The sequence below is a fragment of the Mycolicibacterium duvalii genome (assembly GCF_010726645.1).
Lineage (GTDB): Bacteria > Actinomycetota > Actinomycetes > Mycobacteriales > Mycobacteriaceae > Mycobacterium > Mycobacterium duvalii.
Genome location: NZ_AP022563.1, coordinates 2,397,152 through 2,415,352, shown reverse-complemented (window position 1 = coordinate 2,415,352; position 18,201 = coordinate 2,397,152). Strand labels below are relative to the sequence as shown.

Here is an 18,201-nt window from a genome sequence, read left to right as displayed (position 1 = left end):
GTCAATGCTGGCGGCAGGGGCGCGTTGACTGCCAGACTGGGTCGATGCGTCCCACCCCGCAGTGTTGGCTGACCGACATGGACGGCGTGCTGGTCCGCGAGGAGCACGCGCTGCCCGGGGCGGCGGAGTTCCTGCAGCGGCTCGCCGAACTCGAGCGGCCGTTCCTGGTGCTGACCAACAACTCGATCTTCACCCCGCGGGACCTGGCCGCGCGGCTGGCCCGATCGGGGCTGACCGTTCCCGAGCGGGCGATCTGGACCTCGGCGCTGGCGACTGCGACGTTCCTGGCCGACCAGCAGCCCGGCGGGTCGGCCTACGTCATCGGCGAGGCCGGGTTGACCACCGCGCTGCACGAGGCCGGCTACACGATGACCGACATCGATCCCGACTTCGTGGTGCTCGGTGAGACCCGCACCTACTCCTTCGAGGCGATCACCAAAGCGGTCCGTCTGATCCTCGGCGGGGCCCGCTTCATCGCCACCAACCCGGACGTCACCGGGCCGTCGGCGGAGGGTCCGCTGCCGGCCACCGGCTCGGTCGCGGCGATGATCACCAAGGCCACCGGACGCGAACCGTACTTCGTGGGCAAGCCCAACCCGATGATGTTCCGCAGTGCTCTCAACCGCATCGAGGCGCACTCCGAGACCACGGTGATGGTCGGTGACCGGATGGACACCGACGTCGTCGCCGGCATCGAGGCCGGGCTGGAGACCATCCTGGTGCTCACCGGTTCGACCTCGATCGAGGATGTGGACCGGTACCCGTTTCGGCCCAGCCGGGTGCTGCCCTCGATCGCCGAAGCGATCGAACTGATCTGAACGCGCGCTTGCTAGCTTGATCGGGTGACCGAATCAGCGCCAGACCCGGCGCGGCCCCTGGCCGGAGTGCGGGTCGTCGAGATCTCCAGCTTCGTCGCAGTGCCACTGGCGGGGATGACCCTGGCGCAACTGGGTGCCGAGGTGCTGCGCGTCGACCCGGTCGGCGGTGCCGCGGACTACCGGCGCTGGCCGCTCACCGAGTCCGGAGACAGCATCTACTGGGCGGGCCTGAACAAGGGCAAACGGTCGCTGGCCGTCGACATGCGTGCGGAGAGCGGGCAGCAGCTGGTCACCCGACTGATCGCCGACGCCGGGGTGTTCATCACCAATGTCGCCGGGCGGCAATGGCATTCCTACGAGACGTTGCGCCGGACGCGGCCCGACCTGATCCACATCGAGGTCTCCGGGCGCCACGACGGCGGCACCGGCGTGGACTACACCGTCAACGCCGCCATCGGCTTCCCGTTGGTGACCGGACCGGCCGAGCTGACCACCCCGGTCAACCACGTACTGCCGGCCTGGGATGTCAGCTGCGGTCTGTACGCGGCGCTGTCGGTGGTCACCGCGCTGCGCCACCGCGACGCCACCGGGCACGGCCAGCAGATCAGCATCCCGCTGGAGAACGTCGCACTGGCCACCGCCGGCAACCTCAGCCTGTTGACCGAGGCCATGATCAACGGCACCGCGCGACAACGCATCGGCAACGCGGTGTACGGCACCTACGGACAGAACTTCACCAGCAGCGACGGGGTGTCCTACATGGTCGTCGCGCTGACCGGTCGGCACTTCCGCGACCTGACCGATCTCACCGGCACCGCCGGAGCCGTTGCCGCGCTGGCGGATTCCCTGGGCGCCGATTTCACCGACGAAGGCGAACGCTACCGGCACCGGGAGGCGCTGAGCGCACTGTTCGCCGAGTGGTTCAGCAGCCATACCGGCGCGGAGGTCGCTGCCGCCCTGTCGGCGACCTCGGTGCTGTGGGAGCGCTACCAGAGTTTCGCCGAAACGGCCGCCGATCCCCGGGTGACCGACAACCCGCTGTTCACCGAACTCGACCAGCCACGAGTGGGCCGCTACCTGGCGGCCGGGCTGCCCGTGTCGATCGACGGGTCGTACCCGCCCGCCGTCGCCGCTCCCGCGCTGGGCGACGACACCGCGGCTGTGCTGGGGGACTGGTTGTCGATGGACCGCGGCCGGATCGACGAGCTGTTCGATTCGGGCACCGTCGCGTGAGCACGCTTGCGGAGCTGCTCGAGGTCACCGACGTCGGCCGCGACACGTGGCGCGGACCGGCCAGCGGCCCGGCCGGCAAGCGGGCCTACGGCGGCCTGCTGGTGGCCCAGAGCCTGGCCGCGGCGTGGCGCACGGTCGACGACGTCAAGGCTCCCACTGCGCTGCACCTGCAGTTCCTGCGCGGCGGCGACGCCGGGCAACCGACCGACTACCAGGTGACGCGGGTCTACGACGGCCGTACGGCCGCGTCCCGGCGCGTCGATGCATTGCAAGACGGCCGACTGCTGACCACCGCGACGGTGTCGTTCTCGGCCGCGTTGCCGGGCCCGGAACACGGCTGGCGGGCCGCGGCGCCGGAAGACCCCGCCACCTTGCCGCAGACCGGTCCGCCCGGACCGGCGCCGTCGCTGCCGCTCGACGAACTCGACATCCGCATCGTCGACGACGCCGTGGGCACCGACGGATTCGTGCGCCGCATGTGGTGGCGCACCACAGCCGAGCTCCCGGCCGACCCGCGGGTGCACACGCTGGTAGCCGCCTATGTCACCGACGTCTACCTGATCGACCCGGCACTGCAGGTGCACGGACATTCCATGCGTGCCCGAAGTCACCGCAGCGGAACCACCGACTCGTCGATGTGGTTCCACCGCGCCGTCCACGCCGACCGGTGGAACCTGCTGGAGAGCCGGTCGCCGGCGGCAGCGCGCGGCCGCGGCGTCGTGACCGCCAGCCTGGTCGACGGCGATGGCGTGGTCGCCGCGACGTTGGTTCAGGAAGGACTCATCGCCGAGCGTGAGCCGGCTCCGGGGCCGTGATCGCGCGGCCCGACGTCGGACGCAGCCGTCGACGCAGCGCCGTCACCGCGGCGGTCACCGCCACTCCCGCCAGCAGCGACGCCAGCACCCCGATCACACGGTGTTCCCCGAAGAGCGGATAGACCTGATAGTGCGTCAGGTAGGTATACAGCGACGCCTCGGCCAGCACGCCCGCCACCACAGCGACCGGGGCGGGGCAGCGCAGCGTGGGTAGCCAGATCAGCAGCACCAGCCCGACCGCCACCAGCACTTCGCGCTCCGTGTGGTCGAAGTAGCCGATCAGGCCGACGAACAACGCGAGGGTCACGGCGACACGCGCCACCGTGCTCGACGCCTTGGCCGCGGCCCAGCCCAGCGCGAAGAACCAGAACGCCAGCACGGTGAACTTCGCGTCGAGATCCGACCCCGGGCCGAACCGTACGGCCAGGCCGACGGCGAGGAACACCGCCGCGACTGCGAACGGATACCGGCGTTCGATCCGGTCGGCGGCCGGCAGCCAGAACAGCACGGCCAGCGCCACCAGAATCCACACCAGCACCTCGACGAACCACAACCGGCCGGAGGTCATGCTGTCCGACGGCCCGAGGAACTTGTCGGCCAGCACCAGGTTGGTCAGGTGATAGTCGTCGGTGATGACGAGCGCGAGCGCGACCCAGACCATCGACGGGACCGCGATCCAGGCGATCGTGGTGCGCAGGTGCCGGATCCGGCGGCGCCGGGGCAGCGGGGTCAGACAGAAGCGGCCGAAGTTGTATCCGGCCACGCCGAGCAGAATGTGCGCGCCGCCCCACACCTCGAACAGTTCCGCGTGTGAGACGACGATGAGCACGATCGCGGCGGCGCGCAGCGCGACGCCGGTCTCCATGGTGGTGTCCCAGAACCGGCGGCGCGGCTTTCGTGGGGGCGGCAGTTGCTGCAAGTCCCGGATCGGCATCTGCGGCCAGTGCGCCGGCAGTTGACCGAGCATCCGCTCCAGGCGTACCGACATCGCCACATAGGACAGCGAGTTGCCGCCGAGGTCGACGAAGCTGGCTTCCTCGCCGATGTCGGCGGGGTCGAGGTGGAGCACCTCGCCGAACAGCGCGCGCAGATCGGTGTGGTCGCGGGGGGCGCGGGCGGGCTCGGCATCGCGGGCCAGCTTGCGCGCGGTCTGGTAGTCGGGCTTACCGGATGTCAGCATCGGCAGCTCGGTGACCGCGACAGCGTGCACGCCCTCGGTGGGGATCCCCGCCGCGGCCGCCGCTGATCGCCGCACCGTCGTGGCGTCGTGACCACCCGCGGCCACCACCGCCAGACCGTCGCCGTGGTCGACGCACAGCGCGGCCACCCCGTCGTCGCGCAGCCTGGTCTCCACCTGGTGCAGGTCGATACGCAGACCGTACATCTTCACGAAACGGCTTTTGCGCCCGACGATCTCGTAGAGACCGTCGGTGGTCTGCCGCGCCAGATCTCCGGTGCGCAACACGTCGACGGTCCGGCCCGTCGCCAGGTCGGCCGCGCACTGTGCGTAGCCCATCATCACATTCGGGCCGTGGTAGAGCAGCTCGCCGATCTCCTCGCCCGGCCAGTCCCGGCACGGTTCCAGCGAGAACGACCCGCCGGGGATCGGCACCCCGATCGCCTCAGGTCGCGTCAGCGCGAAATCTGGTGGCAGATAAGCCATCCGGGCGGTCGCCTCGGTGGCGCCGTACATGACGAACAGGTCCCAGCCGCGGCGCTGACCCTGCTCGGCGAAGCGGCGGACCCGCTCGGCGGGCATCCGTCCGCCGGCCTGGGTCAGGTAGCGCAGGTGCGGCAGGTCCATCGACGGGAAGTCGATGCGCTCGAGCAACTCGAAGGTATAAGGCACCCCGGCGAAGGTGCTGCCCCGGTGACGCCGGAACAGGGTCCAGAACTGCTCGTCGGTCACGGACAGATCCGTCAGGATCAACGCCGCGCCGGCCAGCAGGTGGCTGTGGATCACCGACAGGCCGTAACAGTAGGACATCGGCAACGTCGTGGCGGCCCGGTCCGTGGCGCGGATTCCGAGGTATTCGGCGATCGCGGCGGCGTTGGACATCAGATTGGCGTGGGAGAGCCGGACCAGCTTGGGCGACCCGGTGCTGCCCGAGGTGGACAGCAGCAGCGCGAGGTCGTCGTGGAGGTGGTGGGTCTCGGGCGAATGGGTGCGGACCCCGGCACCGTCGACGATCACGTTGGGCCGGTAGGTCTCGACGATGGCGCGGTGATCGCCACCGGCGGCCACCGGCAGGACGACATGGCCGCCGGCCAGCGCTCCGAGGTACCTGACCAGCGTCGCGATGTCGTTGAGTGTCTCGAGCAGGACCAGCCGGCGCCCCGTCCCCAACGTCCGGGCGAATTCGTCGACCCCGTCGGCGAGCTCGCCGTACGTGAGGTGCCGGTCCTCGGTGAGCACCGCGATCCGGTCACCGTGACCGCGCAGATGATCGACCAACGAGCTCACCGGAGTAAAGATACCCTCACCTCACCCGGTGGCCGGTTGTCACATCCGGTTGTAGCGGCTCCGGATGAAGCTGTAGACACCGAACGCGGCGATCCCGACTGCGGCCGCGACCAACAGGAACTTGCCGAACGGCGCGGCGGCGAGGGTCTTGACCGCGGCGTCGATGCCGCTGGCCTTCGACGGGTCGGCCTGCAGCGTAGCGATCACCACGAGCAGGCCGGCTCCGCCGAGCACCAGCCCCTTGGCCACGTAGCCGACGACGCCGGCGGCGGTGATGCCGGTCCCGCCGGACACCTGCAGCTCGTCGAGGAACTTCTGCGAGATGCCCTTGTACACGTGATAGGCGCCCACGGCGACCACCCCGGCACCGACCGCCAGCAGCAGTGCCTTGCCCCACCCCGACTGCATCAGCTGCGCCGAGATGCCGGAGTTCTGCCGGCTGTTCGACTGCCCGCTGCCCATCGCGAACTGCGCCGCAGAGAACGCGATCGCGAAGTTCACCACGGCCATTCCGACGGATTTGCCGCGCTTCCATGCCGGGTTGTCGCCCCGGCCGGCTTCATTGGGTTTTGATCCCATGACCGCTTCGGCCAGACGCCACAGCCCCAGCGCCACCAACCCGACCGCGACCACCCACAACATGATCGCGCCGCCGGTCTGGCTGCCCAGCGTGGCCAGCGCCCCGGACTGGTCCGCATTGCCGCCGCTGCCACCGACGAATGCCAGCCGGCCGATGATGTAGGCGATCAGCAGGTGCAGCACACCGCTGGCCGCGAAGCCGATGCGGGCGGTGTACTCGAAGCCCTTGTTGTTGGTGGCACGGTCGGCGGCGCCGTGCGCGGATCGCTGCAGCGACGATGCTGAAGGTCGGCTGGTCATCGGGTCCTCCTGGTCGGCGATGCTGCCGGGTACCCCGGTTTTGACGGCGATGAAACTGCGGTCTGGCTCAGGTGTGGACAATCCGGCGATTGGGGATAACTCGACGTTCGCGCCCGAGGTTGTCGGGCAGACGCGTCAGGGTGGCGTTCATGACGGGAACGCACACTCGCGGCGAGCTGGGGTCATGGGGTGAGCAGCTGGCTGTGGACTATCTGCAGCAGCACGGATTGCTGGTGCTTCAACGCAATTGGCGCTGCCGCTACGGTGAGCTCGACATCGTCGCCGCCGAGGCGGACGCGGTGGTGTTCGTGGAGGTGAAGACCCGGGCGGGTGAGCAGTACGGCCCGGCGGTCACCGCCGTCACGCCGGCCAAGGTGCGGCGGCTGCGACGGTTGGCCGGTCTGTGGCTGGCCGGTCAGGACCGCACCTGGGCGCGGGTGCGCATCGACGTCATCGCCATCCAGGTGGGCCGGCGCCGGGAGCCGGAGATCACCCACCTGCAGGCGGTGGCGTGATGGCGCTGGGTCGGGCCTTCTCGGTGGCGGTGTGCGGTGTCGACGGCGAGATCATCGAGATCGAGGCCGACATCAGCAGCGGCCTGCCCGGGGTGTATCTGGTCGGTCTGGGTGACACGGCGCTGCGGGAGTCGCGGGATCGGGTGCGCGCGGCCATCTCCAACTGCCACTTCGAGTGGCCGATGGCGCGGCTGACGCTGGCGCTGTCCCCGGCGACGCTGCCGAAGATGGGGTCGGTCTACGACCTGGCGCTGGCCCTCGTGGTGCTGGCCGCGCACGGCAAGAAGTCCTGGCCACACCTGGAGAAGACGGTGCTGCTCGGCGAGCTCGCGCTCGACGGACGGGTGCGGCCGGTCAAGGGCGTGTTGCCGGCCGTCCTGGCCGCGCGCGAGCACGGCTGGCGCGCGGCGGTGGTGCCGGTCGACAATCTCGCCGAAGCGAGCCTGGTCGACGGTATCGAGGTGTGGGGTGCGCACAGCCTGGGCCAGGTGCACGAGTGGTTGCGAGGAAAGGGTGATCTGCACGGACGGATCGAGAACCCGGCCCGGAGTCCGCAGGTGACGATGGACCTGGCTGACGTCGTGGGCCAACCACAGGCCCGCTTCGCGGTCGAGGTGGCTGCCGCCGGAGGACACAACCTGATGATGACCGGGCCGCCGGGGGTGGGAAAAACCATGCTGGCGCAACGACTCCCGGGCCTGCTGCCGTCACTGCCGCACAAGGAGTCCCTCGAGGTCACCGCCATCCATTCGGTGGCGGGACTGCTGACCGGCGACGCCCCGTTGATCACCAGGCCGCCGTTCGTCGCGCCGCACCACACTTCCAGCGTTGCCGCTCTCGTCGGCGGGGGATCCGGGATGGCGCGGCCGGGCGCGGTCAGCCGTGCTCACCGCGGGGTGCTCTTCCTCGACGAGTTCGCCGAGATCAACACCAGTGCCCTCGAGGCCCTGCGGACGCCGCTGGAAGACGGTCACATCCGGTTGGCGCGCCGCGACGGGGTGGCGACCTATCCGTGCCGGTTCCAGCTGGTGCTCGCTGCCAACCTGTGCCCGTGCGCGCCCCCCGATCCGCGGGACTGCCAGTGCGGGGCCGCTCAACGGCGTCGCTACCGCAGCAAGCTGTCGGGTCCGCTGCTCGATCGTGTGGATCTGCGCGTCGAGATGCACACCTCGCGGGCCGGGCCTTTCGTTGACGAAGCGGGGGAGTCCACATCGGCTGTGCGGGAACGTGTCTGGGCTGCCCGAGCGGCGGCGGAAGAACGGTGGCGGCCGTACGGTATCGCGACCAACGCCGAAGCCGGCGGGGCTCTTCTACGGCGGAAGTTCCGGTTGAGTGCCGAGGCGATGACCCCGGTGCGCACTGCCGTCGACCGCGGCGCGCTGAGCATCCGCGGGATGGACCGTACGCTGCGCGTCGCGTGGACACTCGCCGATCTCGGAGGGCGGACGTCGCCGACGAAACAGGACGTCGCCACGGCCCTGAGCTTCCGACAGGGGACGCACTGATGGACACCGCAGAACGTCGCGCCTGGGCCTACCTGTCCCGGGTGTGTGAGCCGCCCAATCCGAGGCTCGCCGCACTCGTGCACGCCGAGGGCCCGGTCGCGGCAGCGCAACGGATCCGCGCCCGCGACGTCGATGGCGAGCTGGCGCGGGCCACCGAGGCGCGTCACGAGATCGATTCCGCCGACGCTGATCTGGATGTGCTCGACCGGCTCGGCGGACGTCTGCTGACCCCCGGGGACGACGAATGGCCGCACCTGGCGCTCGCGTCGTTCGCCCGTCCGGCGCTGGCCGAACGGCCGTACGGGCATCCGCCACTGGTCTTGTGGGCGGTGGGCCCGTCTCATCTGGCCGATGTGACCGCGCGTGCGGCTGCGCTGGTCGGCACGCGGGCTGCCAGCGCCTACGGCGAGCACGTGACCTCGGAGTTCGCCGCGGGGCTGGTCGAACGCGACGTGGCGGTGATCTCCGGCGGCGCCTACGGCATCGACGGGGCGGCGCACCGCACGGCGCTGGCCTGTGACGGTGAGACGGTGGCGGTGCTGGCCGCCGGCATCGACGTGCCCTATCCGTCCGGGCATTCGGCGTTGCTGCACCGGATCGGCCGCAGCGGGCTGGTGCTGACCGAGTACCCGCCGGGGATGCGGCCCAGCCGCCGCCAGTTTCTGGCGCGCAATCGGTTGGTCGCCGCGCTGTCGGGTGCCACCGTGGTGCTGGAGGCGGGAGTGCGCAGCGGGGCGGCGAACACCGCCGCGTGGGCGCGCGCGCTGGGCCGTCAGGTGTGCGCGGTGCCGGGGCCGGTGACGTCGGCCAGCTCGGCGGGCTGTCACATCATGATCGCCAACCACACGGCTTGGCTGGTCACGCGTGCCGCCGAGGTGGTCGAAGCCGTCGGCCGCATCGGCGAGCTGGCGCCCGAACCGGACCGGCCGACCACTAGCCTCGACGACCTCGATGACACCGAACTCACCGTCTACGAGGCGTTGCCGCGGCGCGGCGCGCGCACGGTGGGTGAGATCGCCGTGCGGGCCGGTCTGCCGGTCTCCGAGGTGCTCGGCCCACTGGCCATGCTCGATCTGCGGGGTCTGGTGTCTCAGGAGGACGGCAACTGGAAGTTGGTGGCCGAACGGTGAGCTCGGAGGGCGGACCCTGCAGCGTGCACGGCGCTCGTATAGTCGCAGTGAAACGTCGTCGGCAGTGGAGGTTGAGCACGTGGCAGGACGTCCGGTCCACACCTTCGAAGTGGTGCGCACCGAGCAGATCGCGCCGCACATGGTGCGAGTCGTCCTCGGTGGCAACGGCTTTGACACCTTCGCGCCCAACGACTACACCGACGCCTACGTGAAATTGGTGTTCGTCGACGACGACCTCGACGTCAGCGGCCTCGATCAGCCGCTGACGCTGGACAGCTTCGACGCGCTGCCGCAGGGCAAACGGCCGGTGGTGCGCACCTACACCGTCCGTCGCGCCGACGCCGAGCGCCGCGAGCTGACCATCGACTTCGTCGTGCACGGCGAACACGGGGTCGCCGGGCCGTGGGCGGCCCACGCCGCCCCGGGCCGGCGGTTGTTCGTGATGGGGCCCAGCGGGGCGTTCGCCCCCGACCCGGCAGCCGACTGGTATCTGTTCGCCGGCGACGAGGCCGCGCTGCCGGCGATCAGCGCGTCGCTGGAAGCGTTGCCGCCCAACGCGATCGGACGCGTCTTCGTCGAGGTCGGCGGACCCGACGACGAGATCGAGCTGACCGCCCCGGACGGCGTCGAGGTGCGCTGGATCTACCGCGGCGGCCGGGCCGACCTGGTCGGCGACGAGATCGCCGGTGACCACGCCCCGCTGATCGCGGCGGTCACCGAGACCCCGTGGCTGCCCGGTCAGGCGCAGGTGTTCATCCACGGTGAGGCGCAGGCGGTGATGCACAACCTGCGGGCCTATATCCGCAAGGAGCGGGGGATCGAGGCGAAATGGGCGTCATCGATATCGGGGTACTGGCGTCGCGGACGCACCGAGGAGACCTTCCGGCAGTGGAAGCGGGAACTGGCCGAGGCGGAAGCCAAATAGCCCTGCCGGAGCCGGCGTCGATGGCAGGCTGACGCCATGACCTTCGGTAACTACCAGCTCGAGATCTACCTGCAGGGCCTGTCCGGGATCCTGCCGACGCTCCCGATGGACTACGCCGGCTGGGAAGCCAAGGCCGAAGTCGCGATGCCGCCGTCGGTCTGGTCCTACGTCGCCGGGGGCGCCGGCGACGAGCACACCCAGCGGGCCAACCGCACCGCGTTCGACCGGTGGGGGCTGATGCCCCGCATGCTGGTCGGCGCCACCGAGCGGGACCTGACCGTCGACCTGTTCGGCATGAGCCTGCCGTCACCGCTGTTCCTGGCACCCGTCGGCGTCATCGGCATCTGCGCGCAGGGCGGCCACGGCGACGTGGCCACCGCGCGCGCCGCCGCCCGCACCGGCGTGCCGATGATGGTCTCCACCCTGACCGAGGACCCGCTCGAAGACGTCGCCGCCGAGTTCGGCGACACCCCGGGGTTTTTCCAGCTCTACACCCCCAGTGACCGGGACCTGGCCGCCAACCTGGTCGCACGCGCCGAAGCGGCCGGATACCGGGCCATCGTCGTCACCCTCGACACCTGGATTCCCGGTTGGCGTCCGCGTGACCTGGCCACCTCGAATTTTCCGCAGCTGCGGGGCCGCTGCCTGGCCAACTACACCAGCGACCCGGTGTTCCGTGCCGGGCTGGCCCAACCTCCGGAGGAGAACATGCAGGCCGCCGTCCTGCAGTGGGTGCAACAGTTCGGAAACCCGCTGACCTGGGACGACCTGCCCTGGCTGCGGTCGCTGACCGACCTGCCGCTGGTGCTCAAGGGGATCTGCCACCCTGACGACGTCCGGCGCGCCAAAGACGGCGGGGTCGACGGCATCTACTGCTCCACCCACGGCGGCCGCCAGGCCAACGGCGGCCTGCCGGCGCTGGACTGCCTGCCGGGGGTGGTCGAGGCCGCGGACGGGTTGCCGGTGCTGTTCGACTCCGGTATCCGCAGCGGCGCCGACATCATCAAGGCGCTCGCGCTTGGGGCGACCGCGGTCGGCGTCGGCCGGCCCTACACCTACGGCCTGGCCATCGGCGGCGAGGACGGCGTGGTGCACGTGGTGCGGTCGCTGCTGGCCGAAGCAGACCTGATCATGGCCGTCGACGGCTACCGCAGCCTGGCCGAACTGACGCCCGACGTGTTGCGGCGCGTCGGCTGACCCGCGGCATCACCGTCTGCCACGGTGAGACCGTGGACGCAGTGCTCGACGAGTTCGACCAGTACCTGGCGCTGCAGCGGGGCCGCTCCGAGCACACCCGCCGGGCCTACCTCGGCGACCTGCGCTCGCTGCTGGCCTTCGTCGAGAACCGCAGCCCCGGCGCCGGACTGCAGGGGCTGACCCTGCCGCTGCTGCGATCGTGGCTGGCCACCCAGGCCGCCGCGGGCACCGCCCGGTCCACCCTGGCCCGCCGCACCTCGGCGGCCAAGACGTTCACCGCCTGGGCACTGCGCCGGGGACTGCTCAGCGACGACCCCGCGGCCCGGCTGCAGACGCCCGCGGCGCGCCGCACCCTGCCGGCGGTGCTGCGCCAGGATCAGGCGCTCGACGCCCTCGGCGCCGCGAAATCGGGTGCCCAGCAGAACGATCCACTCGCGCTGCGGGACCGGTTGATCGTGGAGATGCTCTACGCGACCGGTATCCGGGTCAGCGAGCTGTGCGGTCTGGACATCGATGACGTCGACCGGCCGCGGCGACTGCTGCGGGTGCTGGGCAAGGGCAACAAGCAGCGCACCGTGCCCTACGGCGGGCCCGGAGACGCGGCGCTGACCGCGTGGCTGAGCGAGGGGCGCCCCAAGCTGGCCACAGACCGGTCCGGGCCGGCGCTGCTGCTCGGCGCGCGCGGGGGACGGCTGGACCCGCGCCAGGCCCGCACCGTCGTGCACCAGACCGTGTCGGCCGTCGCGGGCGCCCCCGACATCGGCCCGCACGGGCTGCGGCACAGTGCGGCCACCCACCTGCTCGAAGGCGGAGCCGACCTGCGCGTGGTCCAGGAACTGCTCGGGCACTCGTCGTTGGCCACCACGCAGCTCTACACCCACGTCAGCGTGGCGCGGCTGCGCGCCGTGCACGACCAGGCCCATCCCCGGGCGTGAGCGCTCGGCTCACCGGACCGGCTTGAGCCGGATCCGGGTGCCCGCGAGCAACCCCACCGGATCCACGTAGTCGGCCCGCGCCGCCGGTCCCCACATCGCGCCCCAGTGCAGGCACGCCGCCACCGCGCAACCGGTGTGCCCGGCGGCCAGCGCTCCGAGCGGGGCGCCGGCCCCGACGGTCTGCCCGGCCCGCACCGACGGCCGCACCGGCTCGTAGCTGGTGCGCAGCCCGCCGGGATGGGCAAGCGACACCACGGGACGTCCGGCCAGCTCACCGGCGTAGACGACCACGCCCGCCGCGGCGGCGTGGACGGCCTGCCCCGGGGACCCGGCCAGGTCCACCCCGCGGTGCCCGCGCTGCCAGTTCGGCGACGGCGCATCGAACGCGCGGACCACCGCGGGGCGCGGACGCAGCGGCCAGGACAGGCGGGCGCCGTCGGCCCCGGCGGGGGCGGCCGCCAGCAACGCCAACACCACCCACATCGCCGCGACGCGCATCACCCCAGCTCAGCGCACCGCGTCCGGGCGGGACAAGAACGTACGCGCCGGCCTGTGGATGCTGTGCGCGCTGGTAAAAGCACCTGTTCCGAGCGTGTAAACTGCTACCCGCAGCTCGTTGGCTCGAGCTGACTTCGCGCGTCTGCGTCACGAGCCCACCGGTTCGTCACCTCGTATGCCGGGCGGTCCCGCTCCCGAGCGGGTCCGGCATCGAAGCAGTCGCCAGGGTCCGGCTCACCCGATGCCGGACGACAACCGACAACCAAAGAGGTATGGCCAATCATGGCTGTTGTAACCATGAAGCAGCTGCTTGACAGCGGCGCCCACTTCGGACACCAGACCCGGCGCTGGAACCCGAAGATGAAGCGGTTCATCTTCACCGACCGCAACGGCATCTACATCATCGATCTGCAGCAGACGCTGACCTACATCGACAAGGCGTACGAGTTCGTCAAGGAGACGGTCGCGCACGGCGGCTCGATCATGTTCGTCGGCACCAAGAAGCAGGCGCAGGAATCGATCGCCGAAGAGGCCACCCGCGTCGGCATGCCGTATGTGAACCAGCGCTGGCTGGGCGGCATGCTCACCAACTTCTCCACCGTGCACAAGCGTCTGCAGCGCCTCAAGGAACTCGAGGCCATGGAGCAGACCGGCGGGTTCGAGGGTCGCACCAAGAAGGAAATCCTGATGCTGACCCGCGAGAAGAACAAGCTCGAGCGGTCGCTGGGCGGTATCCGCGACATGCAGAAGGTGCCGTCGGCGATCTGGGTGGTCGACACCAACAAGGAGCACCTGGCGGTCGCCGAGGCCCGCAAGCTGAACATCCCGATCATCGCGATCCTCGACACCAACTGCGACCCGGACCTCGTCGACTACCCGATCCCGGGCAACGATGACGCGATCCGGTCGGCCGCGCTGCTGACCAAGGTGGTCGCGTCCGCGGTCGCCGAGGGCCTGCAGGCCCGTGCAGGTGCCGGCAAGGCCGCTGCCGATGACGCCGCCGAACCGCTGCCCGAGTGGGAGCAGGAACTGCTGGCCGGTGCCACCGCCGCGACCCCGGGCACCCCCGAGGCCGAGACGCACACCGAACCCACCCCCACCCCGAACCCGTAGGGAAAGGCTCAGATGGCTAACTACACCGCTGCCGACGTCAAGCGTCTCCGTGAGCTGACCGGTGCCGGAATGCTGGACTCGAAGAACGCGCTGGTCGACGCCGGCGGTGACTTCGACAAGGCAGTCGAACTGCTGCGCATCAAGGGCGCCAAGGACGTCGGCAAGCGCGCCGAGCGTGCCACCGCCGAAGGTCTGGTCGCCGCAAAGGACGGCGCTCTGATCGAGCTCAACTCCGAGACCGACTTCGTCGCCAAGAACGGCGAGTTCCAGGCGCTGGCCGATCAGATCGTCGCCGCGGCCGCCGCGGCGAAGGCCGCCGACGTCGACGCGCTCAAGTCCGTCAAGCTCGGCGACACCACCGTCGAGCAGGCGATCGCCGACCTGTCGGCCAAGATCGGCGAGAAGCTCGAACTGCGTCGGGCCACCTACTTCGACGGCACTGTCGAGACCTACCTGCACAAGCGGGCGGCCGACCTCCCGCCCGCGGTGGGTGTGCTCGTCGAGTACCAGGGCGACTCGACCGAGGCCGCGCATGCGGCGGCGCTGCAGATCGCCGCGCTGAAGGCCAAGTACCTGTCCCGTGAGGACGTTCCCGAGGACATCGTCGCCAACGAGCGGCGCATCGCCGAGGAGACCGCCCGCAACGAGGGCAAGCCCGAGCAGGCGCTGCCCAAGATCGTCGAGGGCCGCGTGACCGGTTTCTTCAAGGACGTCGTGCTGCTCGACCAGCCGTCGGTCTCGGACAACAAGAAGACCGTCAAGGCGCTGCTCGACGAGGCCGGTGTGACCGTGACCCGGTTTGCCCGGTTCGAGGTCGGACAGGCCTAGCAGCACCCGGATCGACACGACGCCCCCGGAGCCGCGGTTCCGGGGGCGTCGTGCATTCTGCGCCATGGTCGGCGACGGATTCCGCACGTCGATATCGAACCGACCCGGCCACGGCCGGTTCGCGCATCCTGGGTTTGCCTGAAGCGCTGCACCGGGGACATTGTCGGCTCCAGCCTCGCGGATCCGCCGATACCGAGTTTGCCTCAAGTCATCTGGACAAACACCAGCAAAGAACCCAGCAAATCCGGATGCCGTCCGATGGTCCGAGCCATGACCGATATTCGACGGTTTCGACAATTGACGGGTTAATCTCAGTGAATGGTCGGTACAGCCAAAGTTCTTGGTAAGGAATGACCGACACTGTTGAGTACCGCAGAGCGGCAAATCCGAACATCCGGAAGAGTATTGCGCGCGAAGTCCCTCTAGACCCCGACCCGGCACCATCCCAGCTAAAACGGCGGACGCCCTGGGAGTCGGTTGCCGGTCCGTTGATCGACCTGTCCACGGGCTCGGCCGCCGTGGCCATCGGCATGACCTGGGCGACACAGCTGGGCTACGACAGCCCGCCGATCTGGATGCTGTGGTGTTTCGCGCCGACCATCGTGGCGATGAGCGCGATGCGCGGCCTGTACCGGCGGTCACTGCAGCGCACGTTTCTCGACGAGCTGCCCACCATCGAGGCGGTCGCCGCGCTGGCGGCGGTCATGCTGCTCACCGGCATCGTGCTGAACACCAACCTGCCCGGTTCGGCCGACGACGCCGTGGCCCGGATGTGGGTGTGTGCGGCCGTCCTGCTACCGCTGGGCCGACTGTGGTGGTTCGCGCTGCGGCGAAAGTTGTTCCGCCGCAACACGCTGACCGCGCCCACTCTGATCGTCGGCAACGGGCGCATCGCCGCCAAAGTCGTCGACCGGCTCGCGATCACGCCGGAATACGGTCTGCGGCCGGTGGGCCTGGTCGACGACGAACTGCCATGGATGGGCGTCGACCGCGACAACCCGTCGAGCATCCCGTACCTGGGCAAGCTCGACGATCTCGACGACGTCATCACCCGCACCGGCGCGGAGTGCATGATCGTCGCGTTCTCCCGCACCCGGGACGAGGCGCTGGCCCGCGCAGTCCGAATCGCGCACGAGCGCGGGGTCGCGGTGTGGATCGTGCCGCGGATCTTCGACACCATCGGCGTGCACGCCCGCATCGACCACATCGGCGGTCTGCCGCTGATCGCGGCACCGCGCACCGACCCGCGGGGTTGGCAGTTCGTGGTCAAACACGTCTCCGACCGCGTGGTCGCCGCGGTCGGTCTGGCGATGATCTCGCCGCTGTTTCTCACCCTGATGCTGCTGGTCCGGTCGAGCTCGCCGGGCCCGGTGTTCTTCGGACAGCCCAGGGTGGGACGCGACGGCCGCGTGTTCCGGTGTCTGAAGTTCCGTTCCATGCGCCCGCCCGCAACCTCCGAGGCAGCCTTCGCGCCTGCCCCCGACTCCGCGCCCGGCGGCGTCGAGGGCGAGGACCGTCGCACCCGAATCGGCAGGATCCTGCGCGCCACCTCGATGGATGAACTGCCCCAGCTGATCAACGTCATCAGAGGCGAGATGAGCCTGGTCGGGCCCCGGCCGGAACGGCCCGAGTACGTCGACCTGTTCAACATGCAGATCGCCCGCTATGGCGACCGGCACCGGGTCAAGGCCGGGATGACCGGCTGGGCGCAGGTGCACGGCCTGCGCGGGCAGACCTCGATCGCCGACCGGGCCGAATGGGACAACTTCTACATCGAGAACTGGTCGCTGTGGCTGGACTGGAAGATCCTCACGATGACGGTGGGGGCGGTGCTGCACCGCGCAGAGTGACACCCGCCGCGACCGGCGCAACCCCGCGTCGACGGCGGTACGCTTTGGTACCGTCGGCGCATGGACCGGATTTCGGCGTTCCGCGACGACGCGCTGGGTGACCTCGACGCGGTGGGACTGGCGCAGGCGTTACGGGCGGGCGACGTGTCGCCGGCCGAGCTGATCGAGGCTGCCATCGCACGAGCCGAGGCGGTGAACCCCGCCCTGAACGGCCTGGCCTTCGAGGCGTTCGAGCGCGCCCGGGCCCGTGCCGCGCAGCGGAGCCGATTCGGCGGATTCTTCGACGGCGTGCCGTCGTTCCTCAAGGACAACGTCGCCGTTGCCGGGATGCCGACCATGAGTGGCACCGACGCCTGGCACCCCCGCCCGGTCGCGTCCCACGGTGATTTCGCGCGCTCCTATCTGGCAACCGGACTCGTGCCGTTGGGTAAGACCGCGCTCTCGGAGTTCGGATTCAGCGCCTCGGCTGAACACCCGCGGCTGGGTCCGGTGCGCAACCCGTGGAACCCCGAGCACACTGCAGGGGCGTCGTCGTCGGGATCGGGTGCCTTCGTCGCCGCTGGGGTGGTGCCGATCGCGCACGCCAACGACGGCGGCGGTTCCATCCGGATACCCGCAGCGTGCAACGGTCTGGTGGGTCTGAAACCGTCGCGAGGCCGGTTGCCGCTGGACAAGGACATGCGGCAGATGCCGCTGCGCATCGTGCACAACGGGGTGGTGACGCGCTCGGTGCGCGACACCGCGGCGTTCTACCGCGAGATGGAGAAGGTGACCGCCCACCCGAAGCTGCCGCCGATCGGCGACGTCACCGGTGCCAACCCGCGGCGGTTGCGCATTGCGGTGTGCACGAAATCAATCGAGCGCGAAGCCGGCCCAGAAGTCAGCCGGTTGACCATGGAGGTCGCCGAACTCCTCGAGAACCTCGGCCACCGCGTCACCGTGGTCGACAACCCGGTGCCGAAGCGCTTTGTCGACGATTTCCTGCTCTACTGGTCGTTTCTGGCGTTCGCACTGGTGCGCGGCGGGCGCCGCACCTTCGGGCCGACGTTCGACCCCGCGCGGCTGGACAACCTGACCCGGGGCCTGGAGTCCCACGCGGCACGCAACCTGCACCGGCTGCCGGCCGCCATCGCCCGGCTGGCACGGGTCCGCCGTGTCACCTCCCGGCTGCACGACGACCACGACGTCGTGTTGACCCCGACGCTGGCCGACGTCACCCCGCCCATCGGCCACCTCGATCCGACCGCGCCGTTCGAGCAGGTGATGGACCGGCTCACCGAATGGGTGGCGTTCACGCCGCTGCAGAACGCGACGGGGGAGCCGGCCATTTCGCTTCCGCTGGCCCGGTCCGAGTCCGGTCTGCCGGTCGGAATGATGTTCGCCGCGCAACTCGGCCACGACGCCCAGCTCCTGGAACTGGCCTACGAACTCGAGGACGCGCGGCCCTGGCCCACGGTCGCAGACTGACCGGGTCGCCGACGCCGGCCAACCGCGTG

General features: G+C 70.2%; 16 protein-coding genes. 13 read left to right on the top strand and 3 right to left on the bottom strand.

Annotated elements, in window-relative coordinates; genetic code table 11:
* Positions 1–44: 44 nt before the first annotated feature.
* The 3 genes from G6N31_RS11380 to G6N31_RS11370 are packed head-to-tail and all read left to right on the top strand — an operon-like array spanning position 45 to position 2,866.
* Positions 45–818 carry an HAD-IIA family hydrolase gene (locus G6N31_RS11380; RefSeq protein WP_098004404.1) on the top strand — a complete coding sequence of 258 codons (774 nt, stop codon included), beginning with the start codon at positions 45–47 and terminating at the stop codon, positions 816–818.
* Between the two features lie 24 nt (positions 819–842).
* Positions 843–2,051 carry a CoA transferase gene (locus G6N31_RS11375; protein ID WP_098004403.1) on the top strand — a complete coding sequence of 403 codons (1,209 nt, stop codon included), beginning with the start codon at positions 843–845 and terminating at the stop codon, positions 2,049–2,051.
* Positions 2,048–2,866, top strand: coding sequence for an acyl-CoA thioesterase (locus tag G6N31_RS11370; protein ID WP_098004402.1), 819 nt, complete (start codon positions 2,048–2,050; stop codon positions 2,864–2,866). The genes G6N31_RS11375 and G6N31_RS11370 overlap by 4 nt, the downstream gene beginning before the upstream one ends.
* Here G6N31_RS11370 and G6N31_RS11365 read toward each other — a convergent pair.
* Complete coding sequence (locus tag G6N31_RS11365) at positions 2,832–5,330, bottom strand: AMP-binding protein (RefSeq protein WP_098004401.1); 2,499 nt, start codon at positions 5,328–5,330, stop codon at positions 2,832–2,834. The two genes, G6N31_RS11370 and G6N31_RS11365, sit on opposite strands and share 35 nt — an antisense overlap.
* A 39-nt stretch (positions 5,331–5,369) precedes the next feature.
* Positions 5,370–6,209 carry a DUF1206 domain-containing protein gene (locus G6N31_RS11360; protein WP_098004467.1) on the bottom strand — a complete coding sequence of 280 codons (840 nt, stop codon included), beginning with the start codon at positions 6,207–6,209 and terminating at the stop codon, positions 5,370–5,372.
* A 149-nt stretch (positions 6,210–6,358) separates the two neighbouring features.
* Between G6N31_RS11360 and G6N31_RS11355 the strand changes: the two genes are divergently transcribed.
* The 6 genes from G6N31_RS11355 (at position 6,359) to G6N31_RS11330 (ending at position 12,416) form a co-directional block, all read left to right on the top strand.
* A complete protein-coding gene (locus G6N31_RS11355) occupies positions 6,359–6,724 on the top strand; it encodes a YraN family protein (protein ID WP_098004466.1) in 366 nt (121 codons plus the stop codon).
* Positions 6,724–8,229 (top strand): YifB family Mg chelatase-like AAA ATPase, encoded by a 1,506-nt coding sequence (locus tag G6N31_RS11350; protein WP_098004400.1) that lies wholly within the window; start codon positions 6,724–6,726, stop codon positions 8,227–8,229. Before G6N31_RS11355 ends, G6N31_RS11350 begins: the two co-directional genes overlap by 1 nt.
* Positions 8,229–9,359, top strand: coding sequence for a DNA-processing protein DprA (gene dprA / locus G6N31_RS11345; RefSeq protein ID WP_098004399.1), 1,131 nt, complete (start codon positions 8,229–8,231; stop codon positions 9,357–9,359). The genes G6N31_RS11350 and dprA overlap by 1 nt, the downstream gene beginning before the upstream one ends.
* Positions 9,360–9,438: 79 nt before the next feature.
* The gene (locus tag G6N31_RS11340; RefSeq protein ID WP_098004465.1) at positions 9,439–10,284 is read left to right on the top strand and encodes a siderophore-interacting protein; all 846 of its coding nucleotides are present in this window, start codon (positions 9,439–9,441) and stop codon (positions 10,282–10,284) included.
* A 36-nt stretch (positions 10,285–10,320) separates the two neighbouring features.
* Complete coding sequence (locus G6N31_RS11335) at positions 10,321–11,481, top strand: lactate 2-monooxygenase (protein ID WP_098004398.1); 1,161 nt, start codon at positions 10,321–10,323, stop codon at positions 11,479–11,481.
* Between the two features lie 32 nt (positions 11,482–11,513).
* On the top strand, positions 11,514–12,416 hold the full coding sequence (locus G6N31_RS11330) for a tyrosine recombinase XerC (RefSeq protein ID WP_098004397.1): 903 nt from the start codon (positions 11,514–11,516) through the stop codon (positions 12,414–12,416).
* Positions 12,417–12,425: 9 nt separating this feature from the next.
* Here the strand turns inward: G6N31_RS11330 and G6N31_RS11325 are convergent, their stop codons facing one another.
* Positions 12,426–12,914, bottom strand: a complete 489-nt coding sequence (locus tag G6N31_RS11325; RefSeq protein WP_098004396.1) for a peptidoglycan DD-metalloendopeptidase family protein — start codon at positions 12,912–12,914, stop codon at positions 12,426–12,428.
* Between the two features lie 282 nt (positions 12,915–13,196).
* Between G6N31_RS11325 and rpsB the strand changes: the two genes are divergently transcribed.
* The 4 genes from rpsB (at position 13,197) to G6N31_RS11305 (ending at position 18,172) form a co-directional block, all read left to right on the top strand.
* Positions 13,197–14,027, top strand: coding sequence for a 30S ribosomal protein S2 (rpsB, locus tag G6N31_RS11320; RefSeq protein WP_163722141.1), 831 nt, complete (start codon positions 13,197–13,199; stop codon positions 14,025–14,027).
* Positions 14,028–14,039: 12 nt separating this feature from the next.
* Positions 14,040–14,855 carry a translation elongation factor Ts gene (gene tsf / locus G6N31_RS11315; RefSeq protein WP_098002029.1) on the top strand — a complete coding sequence of 272 codons (816 nt, stop codon included), beginning with the start codon at positions 14,040–14,042 and terminating at the stop codon, positions 14,853–14,855.
* 350 nt (positions 14,856–15,205) lie between these two features.
* Entirely contained in the window at positions 15,206–16,705 is a 1,500-nt protein-coding gene (locus G6N31_RS11310; RefSeq protein ID WP_098002028.1) for a sugar transferase, read from the top strand.
* 60 nt (positions 16,706–16,765) lie between these two features.
* A complete protein-coding gene (locus tag G6N31_RS11305; protein WP_098002027.1) occupies positions 16,766–18,172 on the top strand; it encodes an amidase in 1,407 nt (468 codons plus the stop codon).
* Positions 18,173–18,201 lie beyond the last annotated feature (29 nt).